The following is a 19,413-nucleotide window of genomic DNA, read 5'->3' on the forward strand; positions in this document are numbered from 1 at the left end:
CAGATGTATCCATTTAACGACCAAGTCTTCATCATTGCCGAGCTGTCTGCCAATCACAATAACGATTTTGATTTGGCCGTCGATACGATAAAGGCGATGGCGAAAGCAGGTGCCAATGCGGTTAAAGTACAAACATACACCGCAGATTCGCTAGCTATCAATGTTGATAATGACATTTTTGGAAAGCGCAAAGAAGGGCTGTGGAAAGGGCGTACTTTGTGGGATTTATACAAAGAAGCGTCTATGCCTTACGAATGGCACGAGCCACTGCAGAAAGTGGCTCAAGAGCTAGGCTTGGTGTTTTTTTCTAGTCCATTTGATGTAGATGGCGTGGCATTTCTAGAGCAACTGAACGTTCCCCTATACAAAATAGCCTCCTTTGAAATCACAGATATTCCTTTAATCAGGGCGGTAGCAAAAACGGGGAAACCCATAATTATTTCTACGGGAGTTGCTCAAGAGGCGGATATTTCCTTAGCATTGGAAACCTGTCATAGGGAAAACAACCATCAGGTAACACTACTAAAATGCACCTCGAATTATCCCTCCACTCTTGCTGATGCTAATCTGAAAACCATGGCCGATATGCGCGCTAGATTTGATGTGACTGTAGGTGTTTCTGACCATACCATGGGCTCTATTGTACCCATAACAGCTACCGCATTGGGAGCGAGAGTAATAGAGAAGCACTTCATTTTAGACAGATCGCTTGGTGGGCCAGATTCAGCGTTTTCGATGGAGCCTAGGGAATTTTCTGATATGGTAGAAAGCGTTCGCCAAGTAGAGCAGACTTTAGGTAAAGTCACCTATGCGGTAAGCGAAAAAGATAAGCTAAGACGTCGTTCGCTTTACGCCAGTGCACCCATTCAAAAAGGGCAGCCCTTTACCCACGATAATGTTAAGTCACTTAGAACTGGGTTTGGCTTAGCACCGCAACATTTAGACGCACTTCTTAGTCGTGATGCGTCTAAACATTACAACATTGGCGAGCCTATATTAGAACTTGAAGTTAACTCGATAATTGATTAACAACGTCAATTGTCGTATCGACTATGTATTGCGCTTCTTCTTGCGTTAATGACGGGTAAAGAGGTAGCGTAATAGCATGGTGATAGTATTGTTCGGCATGCGGGTAGTCACCTTTTTTGAAGCCTAATTTTTGATAAAATGGCTGAAGGTGAATGGGAATGTAGTGGACGTGAGCAAAAATTCCCTTCGCTCTCAAGGTCTCTATAGCAATTTTATGCGTTTCAGAGTTCAACCTTGTGGCTCTTACAACGTACAAGTGATAGCTACTGTAGCAGTTACTTTTTACATCCAGAGGCGTGATATTGGCTTGATGTTCGAATGCATTGTCATAAAAAGCCGCGAGTACGTTTCTTTGCTCAACGAATTGAGCCAGTTTTGTTAGCTGACTTGTGCCTAGTGCAGCCTCTACATCGTTCATGCGGTAGTTAAAGCCCAATAGCACCTGTTGGTAGTACCAAGGTCCATGAGAAACTTCTGTCATTTCGTCCTGAACTGCCGTAACGCCGTGGCTTCGCATCAGCTGAATTTTTCGAGCTAACTCGCTGTTGTTGGTTAACGCCGCGCCGCCTTCCATCGTAGTGATTATCTTAACGGGGTGAAAACTGAAAACCGTAATGTCTGAATACTGACAGCTTCCAACTGGCTGATCGCGGTATTTCGCGCCAATAGCGTGAGAAGCATCTTCGATAATACGAAAGTGATATTTTTCAGCGAGCGCCGCAATAGCTTTCATGTCGCATGACTGACCTGCGAAATGCACGGGAATGACAGCTTTGGGAAGGGTCCCATGCTCTTTAGCCTGCGCTAACTTTGCGGCTAATGCACTTACATCCATATTGCCTGTTGTGGGCTCTACATCAACAAAGTCTACCTCGGCACCGCAGTAAAGTGCACAATTCGCAGAGGCAACGAAGGAGTTGGGGCTGGTCCATACCGTATCGTTTTTCTCTACTCCAAGAGCAAGGCAAGCAAGGTGCAGTGCTGACGTAGCGCTGTTAACCGCTACAGCATGCTTAGCACCGCTTTGCAGAGTCAGAGCTTCTTCAAATGCTGGTACGGCTGGGCCTTGCGTTAGCCAGTTGGATTTTAGTGAATTAACGACGGTGTTAATGTCATCTTCATCAATCGACTGACGTCCGTATGGGATCACTTATCCGCATCCTTATTACAGGAAACTATTTCCTCTACCGTGAGAAAATGTGGATTTGTATCAGATACATATTCGAAACCATCTGAAACTGGCTTACCTACTTCCTCCAGTCCGTTTGAAGTAAAGTTATTACTCCTGTGGAAGAACTTGATGGATGGTGCAATGACAAAGTGATCGTCATATTCGAAAGTGTGAAAGGCCATGTCGCCAGGGCACATCATTTCGTGAAGTTTCTCGCCAGGTCGAATACCCACTATCTTAATTGGTACACCTGGTGCCATGGCTTCGGCTAAATCGGTAATTCTAATTGACGGTATTTTGGGCACAAATATTTCGCCACCCATCATGCGCTCGAAATTCTTCAAAACAAAGTCGACGCCCTGCTGAAGTGTTATCCAAAATCGCGTCATATCTTTATGCGTAACCGGAATATGGTCAGTGCCTTCTTCAATGAGCTTATTGAAAAACGGAACAACCGAGCCTCTAGAGCCCACTACATTCCCGTATCTCACTACAGAAAATCGAGGTCTGCCCGCGCCAACCATATTATTTGCTGCAACAAACAGCTTATCGGAAGCGAGCTTAGTCGCACCGTACAAATTAACGGGGTTAGCTGCTTTGTCGGTCGACAGCGCGATAACTTTGCTTACCGAATTATCAATAGCTGCGTTTATAACGTTTTCAGCGCCATCGATATTAGTGCGGATGCACTCCGTGGGATTATATTCAGCAGCCGGAACTTGTTTCATGGCGGCAGCATGGATAACGTAGTCTACCCCTTGCATTGCGCGCGTAAGGCGGTCTTTATCTCGCACATCACCGATAAAGTAGCGCATGCAGGGAGCATTAAATTTCTGCTGCATTTCGAACTGTTTTAGCTCGTCACGCGAATAGATAATTAAGCGCTTGGGGTTATAGCGTGATAACAAATTTTCGGTGTATTTATGACCGAACGAACCTGTACCACCTGTTATCAATATAGACTTGCCGTCAAACATAGATCGCCCACGATTTTTATGATTATCGTTTAAATATATCATGTGTCGGCAACAATGCCATAAACCATTAGTTTTTAACGAGTCTTCCTTAAATAAAAAGTGAAATACTCAACAGTAACGATACCGTTGAGCCGTTGGGTATTCATTTTCATACTCTTTAAAAAAACAGTCACTCGTTATTCTTCTGTCTATTTACTACACTATATTAAGTGAAAGTTTAATAGGGTAGCCTCATGATTAAAATAGGTTCCGATTCAGGTAACTCGCTTATTGGTCAAATCCAAGAAAAGCAAAATAACCTGTTTGAGAAGCTTGCCAGTGGTAAGAAAATTAACGATGCAACTGACGGCGCAGCGGCCCAGCAAATCATCGACCGGTTAACTTCAGAAGTAGAAGGCAACCGCCAGGCTATTAATAACGTTTACGACGGAATTTCGGTGGCGCAGGTGGCAGAGGGTGGTTTAGGCAGCATCAATGACGATGTAAACCGCATTCGCGAACTTACCTTACAATCTGGTAATGGTGTTTTAAGCAGTGGCGATCGCCGTGCTATCCAATCTGAAATAACACAGCTACAAGAGAATATCTCCCAAACCATTGAGCAGACGAATTTTGCTGGCAAGCCGTTATTATCTGAAAATGGCTCACTTGAATTCCAATCAGGTTCAAGTGCGGGCCAATCAATAAGCGTCAACACACAGGATGTTGCTGCTCAATTAAACGATGTACTGGCTATCGATATTACGTCGGGAACCAGCATTGAAGATGCGCTAGGTGCAACTGATGCTGCAATTGAAACGCTCGGTAACGCGCGAGGCGATTTAGGTGCTACCCAAAACCGTTTCGAAAGTGCGGCGCGTTCTCTTACTCAAGCTAACGTGAACACCGCTGAAGCGCGTAGCCGCATTCAAGATCTTGATTTTGCTCAAGCTGTGTCACAGCAGGCGTCAAACGATGTGCTTGGTCAGGCGGCGCTAACCGTTCAAGCGCAAGCGAATCAGCAGCAAAGTCAGGTTTTATCACTGTTGAGTTAAACCAACATGAATTAATTTTGCTAAAATTATTCGAAAGAAGCAGGGTAACCTGCTTTTTTTATTGATACATTTCCGAAAACAGCGGTTGCGCTCCGATCTTTTGTCGTTACAATTTATAAATGCGCTAAACTGTAAATAATAACAAAGCGTTCTCGGGGAATTGATGAAGAACATTTTGCTGGTTAGTGACAACCAGGAACTTATTCAAAACTTGGAAACTATCGTTACCTTCATGGGAGAATCGTGTCAATCGCGAGGCTTTAGTGATTGCGAACGGTATTTGCAAGATAGTGGGGCTGATGCTGTTCTTATTGAGCACATATCGCCAGCCATAGTCAGCGGACTGGTTGAGAAGTTTCCTCACATACCATTTGTAGCATTGGTTGAAAATAATAGCCAAGCATCAGCAGGTTGTAATCTCGTTAGCGTTATTGCAACGCCATTAACCTATCCCGTTTTGACCCAAGCTATCCATCGTTGCCAAGAATACTCAAGGCGCAAACCGAGCTTGTCTCGTACATCGGGAACAAAGACGCGACTGTTTAGAAGCCTTATTGGTAAAAGCGAACAAATACAAATAGTTCGTCGATTAGTTGAACAGGTTGCTCCAACTGATGCCACTGTCTTGATTCTAGGTGAGTCTGGAACAGGTAAAGAGGTCGTTGCACGTAATGTTCACTTCTTATCTGAACGCAAAGACGGGCCATTTATTCCGGTAAACTGCGGTGCCATTCCTGGCGAGCTGTTAGAAAGCGAGCTATTTGGTCACGAAAAAGGGGCGTTTACTGGCGCAATCAGCGCGCGTAAAGGCCGTTTTGAGTTAGCGGAAGGCGGTACGTTGTTTCTGGATGAAATCGGCGATATGCCGCTTCAGATGCAGGTTAAATTATTGCGCGTGTTACAAGAGCGTACCTTCGAGCGCGTAGGTGGCAACAAACCCCTTCAGTGTAACGTACGCATCATCGCCGCGACGCACCGCAATTTGGAAACCATGATCAATGAAGACAAGTTCCGTGAGGACTTGTATTACCGACTCAACGTATTCCCGATTGATAGCCCTGCACTTAGACAAAGAAAAGACGATATCCCCTTACTGCTCCAAGAGCTAAATAGCCGTATCCAAGGTGATGGGGTGGAAGGTGTGCGCTTTACCGAGCAAGCGATCGCCTCGTTAATGGAGCACGAATGGGCAGGCAACGTTCGTGAGCTGTCTAACTTGGTTGAACGCTTAACAATTCTTTATCCTGGTCAAATCGTTGATATCGCCGATTTACCTGAGAAATATCAATACGGTGATGTACAGGCTTACGAGCCTGATTATCCAGAAGAAATTCTTGAGCGTGAAGCATTCAATGCACTCTTTGCTGAAGCGGCCGCGCAAGAGCCAGAAGAAGACCTTAACGAGCAAAGCCATGAGGGTCTGAACGGAATGGTTTCTTCATCTTTACCTGAAGAAGGGGTTAATCTCAAAGAGTATCTTTCTGAGTTGGAAGTAAACCTCATTCGACAGGCGTTAGACAATCAAGATTGGGTGGTGGCTCGAGCTGCCGACAAACTTGGTATGCGCAGAACAACGCTCGTCGAGAAAATGCGGAAATATGATATTCAGCGCACTGAAGAAGCGTAATGTCAGGTAATTGACGTTGCGCTTTCCTCTATAATTTTATCCTATCTAACTGAAAAATAAGCCAATGATGAATTGGCACATCTTCTGCTTTATCTAAGTCATAGTTTAACAGCGTCTGCAATTTGACGAGGGCAATATGGCTTTTGACAGCACACCACAATCAACTGAGTACTCAGCATCAAGCTATGCGTTAGATAGTATTGATAATGCGATATCTCGTGATGAATACGACCCGTCAAGCAGTGACGATATTTCGTCTTTACGGTTGCAGGCGAGTCGACTTGAACACTTACTTCAGGTAATGCCTGCGGGCGTTATCGTTATAGACGGCAAAGGGATCGTACGCCAAGCCAATGAACAAGCGAAAGCACTGTTAGGTGAACCGCTGGAAGAGGAAGTGTGGCGAAGTATTATCACGCGCTCATTTAAGCCCCGCGCTGACGACGGCCACGAAGTCTCACTTGTTGACGGTCGCCGAGTGAAGCTTTCTATCACGCCATTAGAAAATGAGCCTGGGCAATTAATTGTTATTACCGACTTAACCGAAACGCGGCAGCTGCAAGCACGCGTGAGTCATATGCAGCGCCTGTCTTCTCTCGGAAAAATGGTGGCATCCCTTGCTCACCAAATTCGTACGCCTCTTTCTGCGGCCATGCTCTATGCGTCTAATTTAACGCGCAAAGGCTTGGGACAAGAAGCACAAACTCAATTTGCAAACAAGCTAACTGACAGGCTTAAAGAGCTAGAGAGTCAGGTTAACGACATGCTGCTGTTCGCTAAGTCAGGGGAAGAACAAGTGGTCAGCCAAATTAGCTTGGGAGAGTTGTTTACTTCAATTGAAGGCAGTGCCCAAACCATGACGGCTCAAGCACAGCAAACGCTAACTTTTAGTGGCTTCGATAAAAACGTATCTATTACCGGTAATCTTACAGCGCTTCAAGGCGCGTTATTAAACCTTGTTCACAACGCGAGCCAAGTTACTCCGAAAGGGGAGTGCGTACACGTAGAAACTGCAGTGTCTGATAAACGTTTGCATGTGGCTATTATAGATAAAGGTCCTGGCGTACCGGATAAACTCAAAAACAAAATTTTTGAACCGTTTTTCACAACTAAAACTCATGGCACGGGCCTTGGCCTTGCGGTGGTTAAATCCGTCGTAAACGCCCACAACGGTTTGCTTAGCGTATCAAATATGCCAGAAGGTGGGGCGTGCTTTAGTGTGTCTTTGCCGTGTGTTGTGAATGCTCAATCTTCACAAACATTGACTCATGTTGCGTAGGTCATAGGAGAGAATAATGTCTAAAACTACCATTTTAATTGTTGAAGATGACGCAGGATTACGCGAAGCACTCCTAGACACCCTTCTGTTAGGTAACTATGAGGTTGTTGCCGCTGACTGTGCTGAAGAAGCGTTAATGGTGCTGTCTTCGCGCTCCGTCGACTTAGTGGTAAGCGATATTCAAATGGGCGAAATGAGCGGTTTAACGCTACTTAAAAGTATCAAGACCAAGTACCCCAATATGCCGGTGCTATTGATGACAGCCTATGCCACTATTGATGATGCCGTGCAGGCAATGCGCGATGGCGCAACAGATTATCTATCAAAACCGTTTGCCCCTGAAGTACTGCTTAATTTAGTGGGACGCTACGCGCCTGCACAAAAAATAGAGTCACGCACGCCTATTGTTGCTGACCCTTCTAGCTTGAAGTTACTTGAGCTTTCTCGCAAAGTCGCGAAGTCCGACGCCACTGTGATGGTAATGGGACCAAGCGGTTCGGGTAAAGAAGTGCTGTCTCGCTATATTCACGATCAGTCGCCGCGCAGTGAAGCGCCATTTGTCGCCATCAACTGTGCAGCCATACCAGAGAATATGCTAGAAGCGACCTTGTTTGGTTACGAAAAAGGTGCGTTCACCGGCGCAATCCAAGCTTGCCCGGGTAAATTTGAACAAGCCCAAGACGGTACGCTGTTACTTGATGAAATAACCGAGATGGATTTGGCGCTTCAAGCTAAACTGCTACGCGTGTTACAAGAGCGCGAAGTAGAGCGTCTTGGCGGACGTAAAACGGTTAAGCTCAACGTCCGTGTTATTGCTACAAGTAACAGAGATTTGAGAAAAGCAGTGGATGCGGGAGAGTTCAGAGAAGATTTGTACTACCGCTTAAATGTATTCCCTATTGAGTGGCGCCCGCTTTCGGAACGTCCGGGTGATATTGTCCCTCTTGCCGAACACCTGGTTCAGCGTCACGCTAGTTCTCAAGGGCTGGGTACTATCAGGTTAAGCGCAGCAGCACGCAATAAGCTATCACAATACAGCTGGCCAGGGAACGTTCGCGAACTAGAAAACGTGGTTCAAAGGGCGCTTATTTTATGTGAACACAATGAAATCGACGCCAGCGATTTAATGATTGACGAAGACATGACTGCACCTGTTGAAACACTGCAAGAGCATGTTGAAGAAAATAGGCTAGGGTCTGAGCTGCGCTACCAAGAACATCAAATTATCCTCGATACATTGGTGTCGTGTAACGGCAAGCGTAAAGATGTGGCAGAAAAGCTCGGCATTAGTCCAAGAACCCTTCGTTACAAATTAGCGCGCATGCGCGAAGACGGTATTGAAGTGCCCGCATAAGGTCGCTTTCTACACTTTCGGTTTCCTCGTCCTTATCCGTCGCCTTTGTAGTAAAGAAGGCGGCGGTTTTTTGTTGCTCACACTAAATCAAACGCCATAAATTTGGCTAACCCTCTTATTTTTGATTTATCTTATTGATATATATTGTTTTTTAAAGTTGGCAAGCCCTTTGCTAAATCCCCTCTATACATAAGTTATACGCCGATGTTCAGGCGGTCTCGAAAAAGCACTAGGAGTGGTTATGGACGTTAAAGCCAATAGTTTGTATCAAGAAATGCAGAACATGATTGGGCAAACTCGTCTTCAAGTTAATGAGCCTCAACAGCAGCCGCTTAGTGAAGTTAATAGCTCGGCAAGTGATTTCTCGACCATGCTAAAGAATGCGGTAGATGGTGTAAACGGCATGCAGCTCGAATCTAAAGACGCGCAGCAGCGTTTTGAAATGGGCGACCCTAACTTAAGTCTAGCTCAAGTTATGCTGACGAAAGAAAAGGCGGGCATTGCTTTTGAAGCCACTGTTCAAGTACGTAACAAAGTACTTGAAGCCTATAAAACAATAATGAATATGCCGGTGTAGGTGGAGTAGGTTATGGCTGAAGCTACAGGTACAAACCTTACGGTTCCTGATCAAAATCAAGCAGTGGACAATGAGCCAGAAAACAAATCTGGTTTTATGGACACTTTAGGTAGCGCAGATATGATGCGCCAAATGGCCCTTGTGGTTGTTTTGGTAATCTGCGTCGCCATCGCTATTTTTATTCTTATCTGGTCGCAAGAACCTGATTACCGTCCACTTGCGAAAATGGAAACCCAAGAGCTTATTGAAACTCTCGATTATATGGATGCAAACCAAATCGACTATAAGCTTGAAGGCAATATTGTTTACGTGAGAAGTGACGAATTCCAAAACATCCGTTTAGGCATGACCCGCCAAGGGCTAACAAAGGCCTCTGATGCCGGTACCGATATCATTATGCAGGATATGGGGTTTGGTGTGAGCCAGCGTGTTGAGATGGAACGTTTAAAACACGCCCGCGAGCAACAAATCGCGGCTACCATCGAAGATATCGCAAGCATTCAAAAAGCCCGTGTCTTGTTAGCTATGCCTAAAGAGAACGTATTTGCGCGAAGAGAGAAGAAAGCGTCGGCAACCGTTGTGCTAACGGCTAAGCGCGGTGCCGTTATTGCAGGTGAAGAGGTTGATGCTGTTGTCGATATCGTTGCGTCTGCAGTTCAAAACATGGAGCCGTCTAAGGTAACAGTAACAGACAGCAATGGTCGTCTGCTGAACTCAGGCTCTCAAGATTCTATGAGTGCTCGTGCCAGAAAAGAATACGAGATTGAGCGCCAGCGTGAGCAAGAGTACTTAGAAAAAATTGACGCGATACTGATTCCAGTATTGGGCATAGGTAACTACACAGCACAAGCTGACGTTACCATGGACTTTACAGCTATGGAACAAACACAGCGTAGCTACAACCCTGATTTACCTGCGGTTCGCAGTGAAATGATAATGGAAGAAAACAGCGTAGGTGGAGGTGTTGGCGGTATTCCTGGTGCACTGTCTAATCAGCCTCCGTTAGATTCTAATATTCCAGAAAATGCTGTGGGCGGCAGTCAACAAACTATGCCGGGGCGCACAGCGAAAGAATCAACACGCAACTACGAACTTGATACCACTATCAGTCATACCAAGAAACAGACAGGGGTTATTCGCAGATTAAGTGTATCTGTGGCGGTGGACTATACCCAAGTTGCGGGTGAAGACGGTGCGATGACGCCAACACCGCGTAAACAAGAAGAGATTCTCAACATACGTAGGCTTTTACAGGGCGGCATTGGCTTTGACGTTACCCGTGGTGATTCGTTAGAAGTTGTAAGCGTGCCCTTTACTCGGATGGACGCAGGGGAAATTGAAGACGCGCCTATTTGGGAGCAGCCCGGATTTCTACCAATTCTTAAGCTAGTTGTTGGTGGCTTGGTTATAATAGTGCTTATCATCTTCGTGATTCGTCCTATGCTACGTCGTCTTATTAATCCTGATGAGTCGAACGACGCCGATGAATTTGATGCAGACGAGGGCTTAGATTTAGGCGACGACACCATTAGCATGTTAACGTCTGACTTTGACGAAGGACAGGTAGGTTTTGCGCCAGATGGTTCACTCATGCTGCCTGACCTGCACAAAGATGAAGATGTACTTAAAGCTGTACGTGCCCTTGTGGCCAATGAACCTGAGTTATCAGCCCAAGTCGTGAAGGGCTGGTTAATGCAAGACGAGTAGTGAGATAAGATTATGGCTGAAGAACTTGCCAATGTTGACGAGCCGTCATACGACGTCAGTAAATTAGAAGGCGTAGAAAAAGCGGCCATCTTGCTGCTGAGTCTTTCTGAAGAAGACGCCGCCCAGATATTGAAACACTTAGAGCCCAAGCAAGTACAAAAGCTCGGTACTGAAATGGCAAAAGTGGACGATATGACGCAAACCAAAATTACGGCGGTTCATAAGCACTTTATCGAAGAAATTCAGAATTACAGTACCATTGGCTTCCAAAGCCAAGACTTTGTTAAACGTGCGCTAACAGCCGCGTTAGGTGAAGATAAGGCGGCAAACCTAATTGATCAAATCCTGATGGGAAGCGGTGCAAAAGGCCTAGACTCATTGAAGTGGATGGATTCTAAGCAAGTAGCCAGCATTATTCGCAATGAGCACCCGCAGATTCAAACTATCGTATTGTCTTATTTAGAGCCTGAACAAAGTGCTGAAATATTGGCGCAGTTCCCTGAAAAAGTGCGACTCGACTTGCTAATGCGTATAGCAAATCTAGAGGAAGTTCAGCCGGCTGCACTACAAGAGCTGAACGAAATCATGGAGAAACAGTTTGCAGGTCAAGCGGGTACACAAGCAGCCAAAATGGGCGGCTTGAAGTCTGCAGCGAACATTATGAACTACCTAGATACCGCGATAGAAGGTCAGTTGATGGATGCTATTCGCGAGCAAGACGAAGAGATGAGCCAGCAAATTCAAGACCTGATGTTTGTATTCGACAATTTAGTCGATGTAGACGACAAGGGTATTCAGGCCATACTGCGCGAAGTACAGCAAGACGCGCTGCTTAAAGCCATTAAAGGTGCTGACGAAGAGCTCAAAGACAAAATTATGCGCAACATGTCTAAGCGTGCTGCTGAAATGCTTAATGATGATTTGGAAGCGCTCGGTCCTGTGCGTATTAGTGAAGTGGAAACAGCGCAGAAAGAGATCCTTTCTGTTGCCCGTCGACTTTCTGACTCTGGTGAAATCATGCTTGGTGGTGGCGGTGGCGAAGAGTTCCTGTAGGAACGCTAGTCCCGTCACTCATTTAGCCTAGGTAAATATATGACTGCCAAAAAAAGTTTCAGCGAAAACGAAGTAAATGAAGCTAAAAAATGGGACCTACCTTTCGTTGATGACCCCACTGCACCCCGAGAAAACGAGCCGACCAACGCGTTAAACAAACGTTCGGACTGGAAGTATGAACCGCCTGAAGTTGAGGAAGAGATTAAGCCGCCTACCGCTGAAGAAATAGAAGCTATACGTCAGGCTGCTTATGATGAAGGTTATCAGGAAGGTAAAGAAAAAGGTTTTGAAGAAGGAAAAGCGCAAGGCCTTGAAGCAGGTTTAGCGGAAGGTAAAGAGCAAGGTCACACCGAAGGACTTGAACAAGGGCTTGAAGAAGGCCGCCAGCAAATGACGGCACAAGCCGAAGTGTGGCAAATGCTTGCTGAAAAATTTCACGACCCACTCTCGCAAGCCAACGATGAAACCCGAGATCAATTGGTAAAACTCGCCGTTACTCTTGCAAAAGCAGTTATTAAAACAGAGGTAAGTACTAACCAACAGGTTATAATGCAGGCGTTAAGCGAAGGTATTAAGGCGCTACCAATTAATCAAGCTGACTATCAAATTCATATGAATCCTGAAGATATTGAATTGGTAAAAGAGCATTTTGGTGAAGAGGAAATTACCAAAAAAGGCTGGAATTTGGTTGAAGCAACAGCAATGGAACGCGGTGGCTGTGACATTACCACTGTGCAAAATGCCGTAGATGTGTCGATTGAGCGTCGATGCCGCGACGTTATCGATAAGTTTCTTTTAAACCAAGGTTTATCTAATGACTAGCCCTTGGCATGCCCATTTTGAATCACTTACTAAACAAGTGACATCGCCACCCGTTGTTGCAGCGGGAAAATTAGTTCGGGGCATAGGGCTTACCCTTGAAGCTGTAGGTTGCCAGCTGCCGGTGGGCAGTCAATGTTTAGTGCAAACCATTGAAGGCGAAATAGAAGCTGAAGTAGTTGGCTTTGGTGATGATATTACCTATTTGATGCCCACTGAAGCGGTTCGCGGTATTGTGCCAGGGAGTCGCGTTATGCCGTTAAACCGGCAAAGCGGTTTGCCGGTAGGTATGGGACTGTTGGGTCGTGTGGTCGATGGCAACGGTCAGCCCCTTGACGGACTGGGTGAAATTAATGCCGACGCGCGAGCTCCCACCACGCGTCCTCCTATGAACCCGCTCATTCGCCGTCCAATCAACACCCCTATGGATGTTGGCGTACGTGCCATCAATGCGTTAAATACGGTTGGCGTTGGTCAGCGTATGGGGCTTTTTGCAGGAAGTGGCGTGGGTAAAAGTGTGCTACTTGGCATGATGACCCGAGGCTGTGAAGCCGATGTGGTCGTGGTTGGGCTTGTAGGTGAGCGTGGCCGAGAAGTAAAAGAGTTTATCCACGAAATACTGACAGAAGAAGAACGCCAACGGGCGGTTGTAGTGGCAGCGCCAGCCGATACTTCACCGCTTATGCGTTTAAAGGGCTGTGAGACGGCGGTAACTATCGCTGAATATTTTCGTGATAAAGGCATGAAAGTACTGCTGCTGATTGATTCTTTAACACGCTATGCCATGGCGCAGCGCGAGATTGCGTTGGCTGTGGGTGAGCCACCGGCCACAAAAGGTTATCCGCCTTCGGTGTTTGCTCGGCTGCCCGCACTAGTAGAACGTGCAGGTAACGGCAGCGAACGACAGGGCTCTATAACGGCTTTTTATACGGTGCTAACCGAAGGTGACGATTTGCAAGACCCCATTGCCGACGCCGCTCGCGCAATTTTGGATGGTCACGTAGTGTTGTCGCGAACCCTTGCCGATAGCGGTCATTACCCTGCTATTGATATTGAGGCGTCAATAAGCCGTGTAATGCCTATGGTCGTGAGCGAAGAACATCAATTGATGGCGCGTCGTATTCGACAAGTTTATTCAAACTACAAACAAAACCAAGACCTCATTTCTATTGGCGCTTATGCGAAAGGATCAGACCCGCGTATTGATCTGGCAATTCGCGCAGAGCCTGCAATCAACGCTTTATTGCAGCAAGGGATGAAACAAGTCATACCGTATGACGAGAGCTTAGAAGGCATGGCTGCACTAGCTAAAGGGCTGGGGCAAGGCTAATGTATAGCGCTGCAATGCAAGTTAGCTTGCCTGTGATCCAGAAGTCATCAACTTTCCAAAAGGTATCGCATAATGTCTAAACAACTAGAACGTTTAGCCGAATTCGAGCGCGAAAAAGAGCAGCGAGAAGCCCGATACTACAAACAGGCCCAACAGAACGTTAATCAGCAAAAGCAAAAGCTAACCAGTCTTGAGCAGTACCGCATTGACTACATAAAAGGTATTCAACAAACCGGTCAAGCAGGTGTTACCGCCACCTATTATCAGCAGCATTTATCCTTCGTTGGAAAACTGGATAAAGCATGCGAACAACAGATGCAAGTGATTGCTCGTGCACAAATGGCGGCGGATCAGCGAAAGCAACTTTGGCTAAAGCAACAACAAAAAGTGAAAGCTGTTACCTTGTTGCTAGATAAGAAAAAGTTGGCAGAGCAGAAAAAAGAAGCCAGAGCTGAGCAGGCCATGATGGATGAGTTCGCTACCCAACGATTTTTCAGAGCTAAGCGCTCGCCTTTCTGATAATTAGTCGAGCCTCTGCCACTTTGGCTCAACCCTTGCAAAAACCATTTCATAATGTACTAGCGCGACGTAATTACTTTGCAATCGCTACTACGGTAAATCATCGTTTCTTTGAGTTTCATCACACAGTATAGCGTTTGAAATTCAGCGAGGGCGACTAAGGGCCGTAGCGAAAAATCATAGCGATACATGCTGACTAAGTAATGCTAAGTGATTGTAATTAAAGTAAGCGTTGGTGGGTTTGCGATGAAATGGCATCAAGTTTTTTGTAATAAAACGCCAAGTGAATCATTCGCATCACGATACGTCTTCTTGGTGAAAGACGATTTAAATGTAGGACGGTAGGACAATATGCAACAAGTTGCCGCACGTAAAACAGACATTGCCGCATTACCATTCTCTGCTTCTGGTACGGCGAAAGCCGTTGGAACGGGTATCGGAACTCAGCAACAAGCGAACAATGAAAATAACCAAGCATTTAACCGACTTTATCAAGACGCGAAAACGACCAAGTCAGATTTTGTTTTAAACGAAAAAGAAGATCAGGTTGCTCAATCTCGAGCAGCAAACCGTTCGGACAGAGCGGCTCCCCAATCTTCAGTCTCCAGTGACACGATCAAAAATGGTAAAGACCGCGATGCGGGACATACGGATTTACCTGTTCGTGACGAAGTGACAGATATTCCAGCTGAGTCTGAAGCTGACTCTCATAATGCAAATCAAGAAGAAAATGCAACGCTTGGTGCACACGAGGTTGCGCAAGGTTCAGCAACGACAACGCAGCCTTCAACTGACGGTGAAAATACCAATCTCGTTATTGACGACGCTGAAGGCGCCGTTGAACAAAAAAACGTGACCGACGCCCAGTATGTCATTGGAGAAGGCGGCAGGAAAGATGCCGAGGCTGGCGTTATTACCTCACCTGGCACGCCAGATGGAAAGCCAAGCAAAGACGACGGCGAGCCAGACTGGATTGCCTACGTTGAGACGGTAGCCAATCGTTTTGGAAAAAGTGATGAATCTTCAGGTGAATCAGGTACCACAGAAGATAAGGGTATCTCTGAAGCTGCAGGCGAGGCAGTTAACGTCGTATCTATAAAAGAAAGCGGAAAACTTTGGAAGCTTCCGGAGGATGTGGATGCGAGCGATATGCCATCGGTCATGGCTCATCTTTTGTCGCAACTTAATAGTAACAATGATGGTGAATTAGCCATCGAATCCCTGTCGTCTGAAGCACAACAAACACTCACTGCACTAACTTCACTTCTTATTGGTGGCAACGCTAACAATCAACAGAGTGGAAGTGATAGTGAAACGAACAATGCGTCTTCAAATGCGCAAACCGATATCAATACTAATTCAGATAAAAAAGTAAAAAATGACAATGAGCTTTCAGCATTAATTGCCAAGCTCATGCAGACTGAGCACACAGAAAATCCCGAACAAGGTCTAGCGTCAGACACTGAAGCCGCAAATGCATTAAGCGGTATGTTAGAAACGTTAAATGGGCTATCTGAAAGCGGTAAAAAATCGGCCGATGAATCGCTCGTACTAAGTCTACTAGCAGATGAACTTAACAATATTCAGGCCAAATCTCTTGATGACAATCTCGCTGAGGCTCAAGAGTTATTGGCCGAGTTAACTTCAGAGACAGCTGTTGCCGGCAGCGTGGCGATTAATGCAGCAGCATCAAACGACGCTAAATCAGCATCATCTGAGGGGCTGTTAAACGTTGAAAACAGCGGTGAGCAAACCAAGGTAGTTGATTCTTTTGGTGCTACAGAAATTTCAAGCGACCTGCTTTCAGCGATAAGTGAGCTATCGCCACAAAGCGCGCAAAAGGCAACAGAAGCGTTTGCAGAGCGTGTAGTCGCGGCTCTGCCTGGTGGTGCACAGCAACAAGCGGTGAAGGCTAACATTATCGCTGGCATTAACGAGTTTCAGCAACAAGTCCAGCAAGGTAGAGAGCCTGGCATTGATTTATCAACTATTGTAGCCGATGCCGCAAAAGATGCTGCGGTAAGTGCTGATGTGGTTGCTTCAATGACAGCGCGTGTAGACGGTCAAGCCAGTCAATTCTTAAATTTGATGACGCAAACTCAAGCAAGTGCTCAACACGCTATTGCTGGATTGGTCAATCCAACTGAATCGGTTATGCAGGAAAACTCTCAGCTTCGCGCTGAAGCGTCAAAAACTCAGCAGCAGTTTGAAGGTTTTGATAAAGCGGTCAATATTCATAAGAGCGACGGCCAGCAGCAGCTTAGTGAGAAAATTCGCTGGATGGTTAATGCGCGAAATACCATGGCTGAAATTCGCTTAGATCCTCCCGAGCTTGGCAGTATGCAGGTGAGAGTAAATGTGGCGGGTGACGCTGCAAGCGTGAGCTTTGTTGTGCAATCACAGCAAGCTAAAGATGCGTTGGCCGATGCTATGCCTAAGCTAAGGGATATGCTCTCAGAACAAGGTATTGAGTTAGGCGACGCCCAAGTTAGGAAAGATAATTCTTCTGGTCAAGAAAATGGCCAGCAACTTGCAGGAAACAGTCACCAAGGTCAGGGAGCTGGGGATCGTGGAGAAAATGACGGTGTAGACGACACGGATGGCATGCGGGTTATTGAGCAGTCGATTTCGCGCGCGGACAAGGGCGGCATAGACTTTTACGCTTAACCACATCCCGTATGAATTATTACCAATAGGTCGCATAGAGAGAATACGTAAACGCTGCTATGTTTTGAATGAAAGGAGTGAGCAGTAGGTGGTATTAGGAAGCGTGAAGACGCAAAAAATTACCCGTACACATATTGTTTTCCTCAAATTATGGCATTGCCATTTTTGACGGAACCTTGATAATACGTTTTTTCCGAGCATTACTGACGAGTTACACATGGCTGAAGAAGAATTACAAGTAGAAGAAGGCGGTAAAAAGAAAGGCAAAATGATGTTGATCATCATTATCGCTGTGGTTCTTTTAGGAGGCGGTGCAGCTGCCTATTTCTTATTGTTTGCAGGCGGTGATGAGCCAGCAGCCGAACAGCTTGCAGAGACTGATGCCGCCGCAGCGGCTGCGAGCGCACCAGCATCAGCAGCAGGGAAAGCTGAAATGGGCACTGCGCTTTACGTAGCGATGCCGCGACCATTTGTTTTTAACGTGCCGGGCGCAGGAAGAGACAGGTTGGTTCAGATAAAAGTGCAGTTGCTTGTGCGCGGTTCTGACAATGAAGAGCTGGCGAAGACGCATATACCGCTAATTGAAGGGACATTACTACAGGCTTTTAGTACTTCAAACGCAGACGATCTGGTTACCGAAGCCGGTAAAATTGAGCTTCGCGAGCAGGCAGTAACTGAAGTACAAAAAGCATTAAAGGACATTACGGGCAGCGATGTAGTTGAGCGCGTATTGTTCACTGGGTTTGTCATGCAGTAATGCATTGACTAAGTAAGGTAGAAGACGGTGAGTGATTTATTATCTCAAGATGAAATCGATGCCCTATTACACGGGGTAGATGATGTAGAAGAAGAAGAGGTCGGCGGCAGCGACTCTGATGCTTCTACGCTCGAGTACGACTTCTCCTCGCAAGACAGAATAGTGCGTGGGCGTATGCCTACGCTTGAAATAGTTAATGAACGTTTCGCACGTCACATGCGTGTGAGTTTGTTCAACATGATGCGACGTTCAGCTGAAGTATCGATTAACGGTATTCAGATGATCAAGTTTGGCGAATATATTCATACGTTATTCGTTCCAACGAGTTTGAACATGGTGCGTTTCCGTCCACTTAAAGGTACGGGGCTTATCACCATGGAAGCCCGCTTGGTATTTATTCTGGTAGACAACTTCTTTGGTGGTGATGGTCGCTATCATGCGAAAATTGAAGGCCGGGAGTTTACGCCAACGGAGCGCCGTATTATCCAGATGCTGCTTAAAATAATCTTTGAAGATTATAAAGAAGCCTGGGCACCGGTCATGGATGTGTCGTTTGAATATTTGGACTCAGAAGTAAACCCTGCGATGGCGAACATTGTGAGCCCGACCGAGGTGGTGGTCATCAGCTCGTTCCATATCGAACTAGATGGCGGCGGTGGCGACTTCCACGTGTCCTTGCCATACTCAATGTTAGAGCCCATTCGCGAATTGCTTGATGCAGGTGTTCAAAGCGATAAAGAAGATACAGACTTACGTTGGAGTAAGGCCCTTCGCGATGAAATCATGGACGTTAAGGTGGCGTTAACTACGCATATGCTAGACGTTGATGTACCGCTTCGCGATGTGATGGAGTTTAAACCTGGCGATATCATCCCTGTGGAGATGCCAGAAACCATCACAGTATTAATTGAAGATTTACCCACATTCAGGGCTAAATTAGGTCGCAGTCGCGACAATTTGGCACTGAAAATTGTAGAGAAGATTGCAAGACCGACTTCAGTGAAGTCTGAGCTACAGTTATTAACCCGCGGTGGGCGCATTATTGATAATGACGCAGAACTGCAAGTACTCGAAGAAGACCTGTAAGGTAGAGGGGAGTTCCCATGAGTGAAGACGGTATGGACGATTGGGCAGCGGCAATGGCCGAACAAGCCGAATCTGAAGCGGAACAAGAGGCTGGCGATAACGAAGACGTACAAGTTGCTGAACTTGACGAATTAACTGACGACGCGCCGATTACGCAAGAAGAAAAGAAAAAGCTAGATACTATTTTAGATATTCCTGTGACTATTTCGATGGAAGTCGGTCGTAGTCAAATAAGTATCCGAAATCTGCTACAGTTGAACCAGGGTTCTGTGGTGGAGCTGGATCGTGTTGCCGGTGAGCCACTAGATGTATTAGTTAATGGCACGTTGATTGCTCATGGAGAAGTAGTAGTGGTCAACGACAAATTCGGTATTCGATTAACGGATGTTATTAGTCAAATTGAGAGAATCAAGAAGCTCAGATAAAA

Annotated in this window: 17 protein-coding genes; 15 read left to right on the top strand and 2 right to left on the bottom strand. The window is 46.1% G+C overall.

The genetic code is table 11. From position 1 onward, the window contains the following. Window positions 1–3: 3 nt before the first annotated feature. Window positions 4–1,029 carry a pseudaminic acid synthase gene (gene pseI, locus ACFI6J_RS00750; protein ID WP_014975896.1) on the top strand — a complete coding sequence of 342 codons (1,026 nt, stop codon included), beginning with the start codon at window positions 4–6 and terminating at the stop codon, window positions 1,027–1,029. Here pseI and pseC read toward each other — a convergent pair. Continuing rightward, complete coding sequence (gene pseC, locus ACFI6J_RS00755) at window positions 1,010–2,179, bottom strand: UDP-4-amino-4,6-dideoxy-N-acetyl-beta-L-altrosamine transaminase (RefSeq protein WP_039224844.1); 1,170 nt, start codon at window positions 2,177–2,179, stop codon at window positions 1,010–1,012. The two genes, pseI and pseC, sit on opposite strands and share 20 nt — an antisense overlap. Continuing rightward, complete coding sequence (gene pseB, locus ACFI6J_RS00760) at window positions 2,176–3,177, bottom strand: UDP-N-acetylglucosamine 4,6-dehydratase (inverting) (protein WP_014975898.1); 1,002 nt, start codon at window positions 3,175–3,177, stop codon at window positions 2,176–2,178. The genes pseC and pseB overlap by 4 nt, the downstream gene beginning before the upstream one ends. A 233-nt stretch (window positions 3,178–3,410) precedes the next feature. Here pseB and ACFI6J_RS00765 point away from each other — a divergent pair, with 233 nt between their 5' ends. The 14 genes from ACFI6J_RS00765 (at window position 3,411) to fliN (ending at window position 19,411) form a co-directional block, all read left to right on the top strand. Continuing rightward, on the top strand, window positions 3,411–4,211 hold the full coding sequence (locus ACFI6J_RS00765) for a flagellin (protein WP_239244388.1): 801 nt from the start codon (window positions 3,411–3,413) through the stop codon (window positions 4,209–4,211). A 163-nt stretch (window positions 4,212–4,374) separates the two neighbouring features. Then, window positions 4,375–5,838 carry a sigma-54 dependent transcriptional regulator gene (locus ACFI6J_RS00770; RefSeq protein WP_239218636.1) on the top strand — a complete coding sequence of 488 codons (1,464 nt, stop codon included), beginning with the start codon at window positions 4,375–4,377 and terminating at the stop codon, window positions 5,836–5,838. Window positions 5,839–5,974: 136 nt separating this feature from the next. After that, on the top strand, window positions 5,975–7,117 hold the full coding sequence (locus tag ACFI6J_RS00775) for a sensor histidine kinase (protein ID WP_239299892.1): 1,143 nt from the start codon (window positions 5,975–5,977) through the stop codon (window positions 7,115–7,117). Between the two features lie 16 nt (window positions 7,118–7,133). After that, on the top strand, window positions 7,134–8,471 hold the full coding sequence (locus ACFI6J_RS00780; protein ID WP_239299890.1) for a sigma-54-dependent transcriptional regulator: 1,338 nt from the start codon (window positions 7,134–7,136) through the stop codon (window positions 8,469–8,471). A gap of 241 nt (window positions 8,472–8,712) precedes the next feature. Beyond that, a complete protein-coding gene (fliE, locus tag ACFI6J_RS00785; protein ID WP_014948630.1) occupies window positions 8,713–9,048 on the top strand; it encodes a flagellar hook-basal body complex protein FliE in 336 nt (111 codons plus the stop codon). A gap of 12 nt (window positions 9,049–9,060) precedes the next feature. Next, entirely contained in the window at window positions 9,061–10,755 is a 1,695-nt protein-coding gene (fliF, locus tag ACFI6J_RS00790) for a flagellar basal-body MS-ring/collar protein FliF (protein ID WP_014948631.1), read from the top strand. Between the two features lie 12 nt (window positions 10,756–10,767). Further along, window positions 10,768–11,808, top strand: a complete 1,041-nt coding sequence (gene fliG, locus ACFI6J_RS00795; RefSeq protein ID WP_014975903.1) for a flagellar motor switch protein FliG — start codon at window positions 10,768–10,770, stop codon at window positions 11,806–11,808. A gap of 39 nt (window positions 11,809–11,847) precedes the next feature. Further along, window positions 11,848–12,630, top strand: coding sequence for a flagellar assembly protein FliH (gene fliH / locus ACFI6J_RS00800; RefSeq protein ID WP_014975904.1), 783 nt, complete (start codon window positions 11,848–11,850; stop codon window positions 12,628–12,630). Beyond that, a complete protein-coding gene (gene fliI, locus ACFI6J_RS00805) occupies window positions 12,623–13,957 on the top strand; it encodes a flagellar protein export ATPase FliI (RefSeq protein WP_014975905.1) in 1,335 nt (444 codons plus the stop codon). The genes fliH and fliI overlap by 8 nt, the downstream gene beginning before the upstream one ends. 72 nt (window positions 13,958–14,029) lie before the next feature. Beyond that, window positions 14,030–14,476, top strand: a complete 447-nt coding sequence (gene fliJ / locus ACFI6J_RS00810) for a flagellar export protein FliJ (RefSeq protein WP_014948635.1) — start codon at window positions 14,030–14,032, stop codon at window positions 14,474–14,476. A 351-nt stretch (window positions 14,477–14,827) separates the two neighbouring features. Then, a complete protein-coding gene (locus tag ACFI6J_RS00815) occupies window positions 14,828–17,143 on the top strand; it encodes a flagellar hook-length control protein FliK (protein WP_014975906.1) in 2,316 nt (771 codons plus the stop codon). Window positions 17,144–17,360: 217 nt separating this feature from the next. After that, a complete protein-coding gene (gene fliL, locus ACFI6J_RS00820) occupies window positions 17,361–17,900 on the top strand; it encodes a flagellar basal body-associated protein FliL (RefSeq protein ID WP_014948637.1) in 540 nt (179 codons plus the stop codon). Between the two features lie 27 nt (window positions 17,901–17,927). Then, window positions 17,928–18,986, top strand: coding sequence for a flagellar motor switch protein FliM (gene fliM / locus ACFI6J_RS00825; RefSeq protein ID WP_014948638.1), 1,059 nt, complete (start codon window positions 17,928–17,930; stop codon window positions 18,984–18,986). A gap of 17 nt (window positions 18,987–19,003) precedes the next feature. Beyond that, window positions 19,004–19,411 carry a flagellar motor switch protein FliN gene (fliN, locus tag ACFI6J_RS00830; protein ID WP_014948639.1) on the top strand — a complete coding sequence of 136 codons (408 nt, stop codon included), beginning with the start codon at window positions 19,004–19,006 and terminating at the stop codon, window positions 19,409–19,411. The last annotated feature ends 2 nt before the right edge of the window (window positions 19,412–19,413 follow it).

The organism is Alteromonas sp. G4i13 (assembly GCF_054960505.1).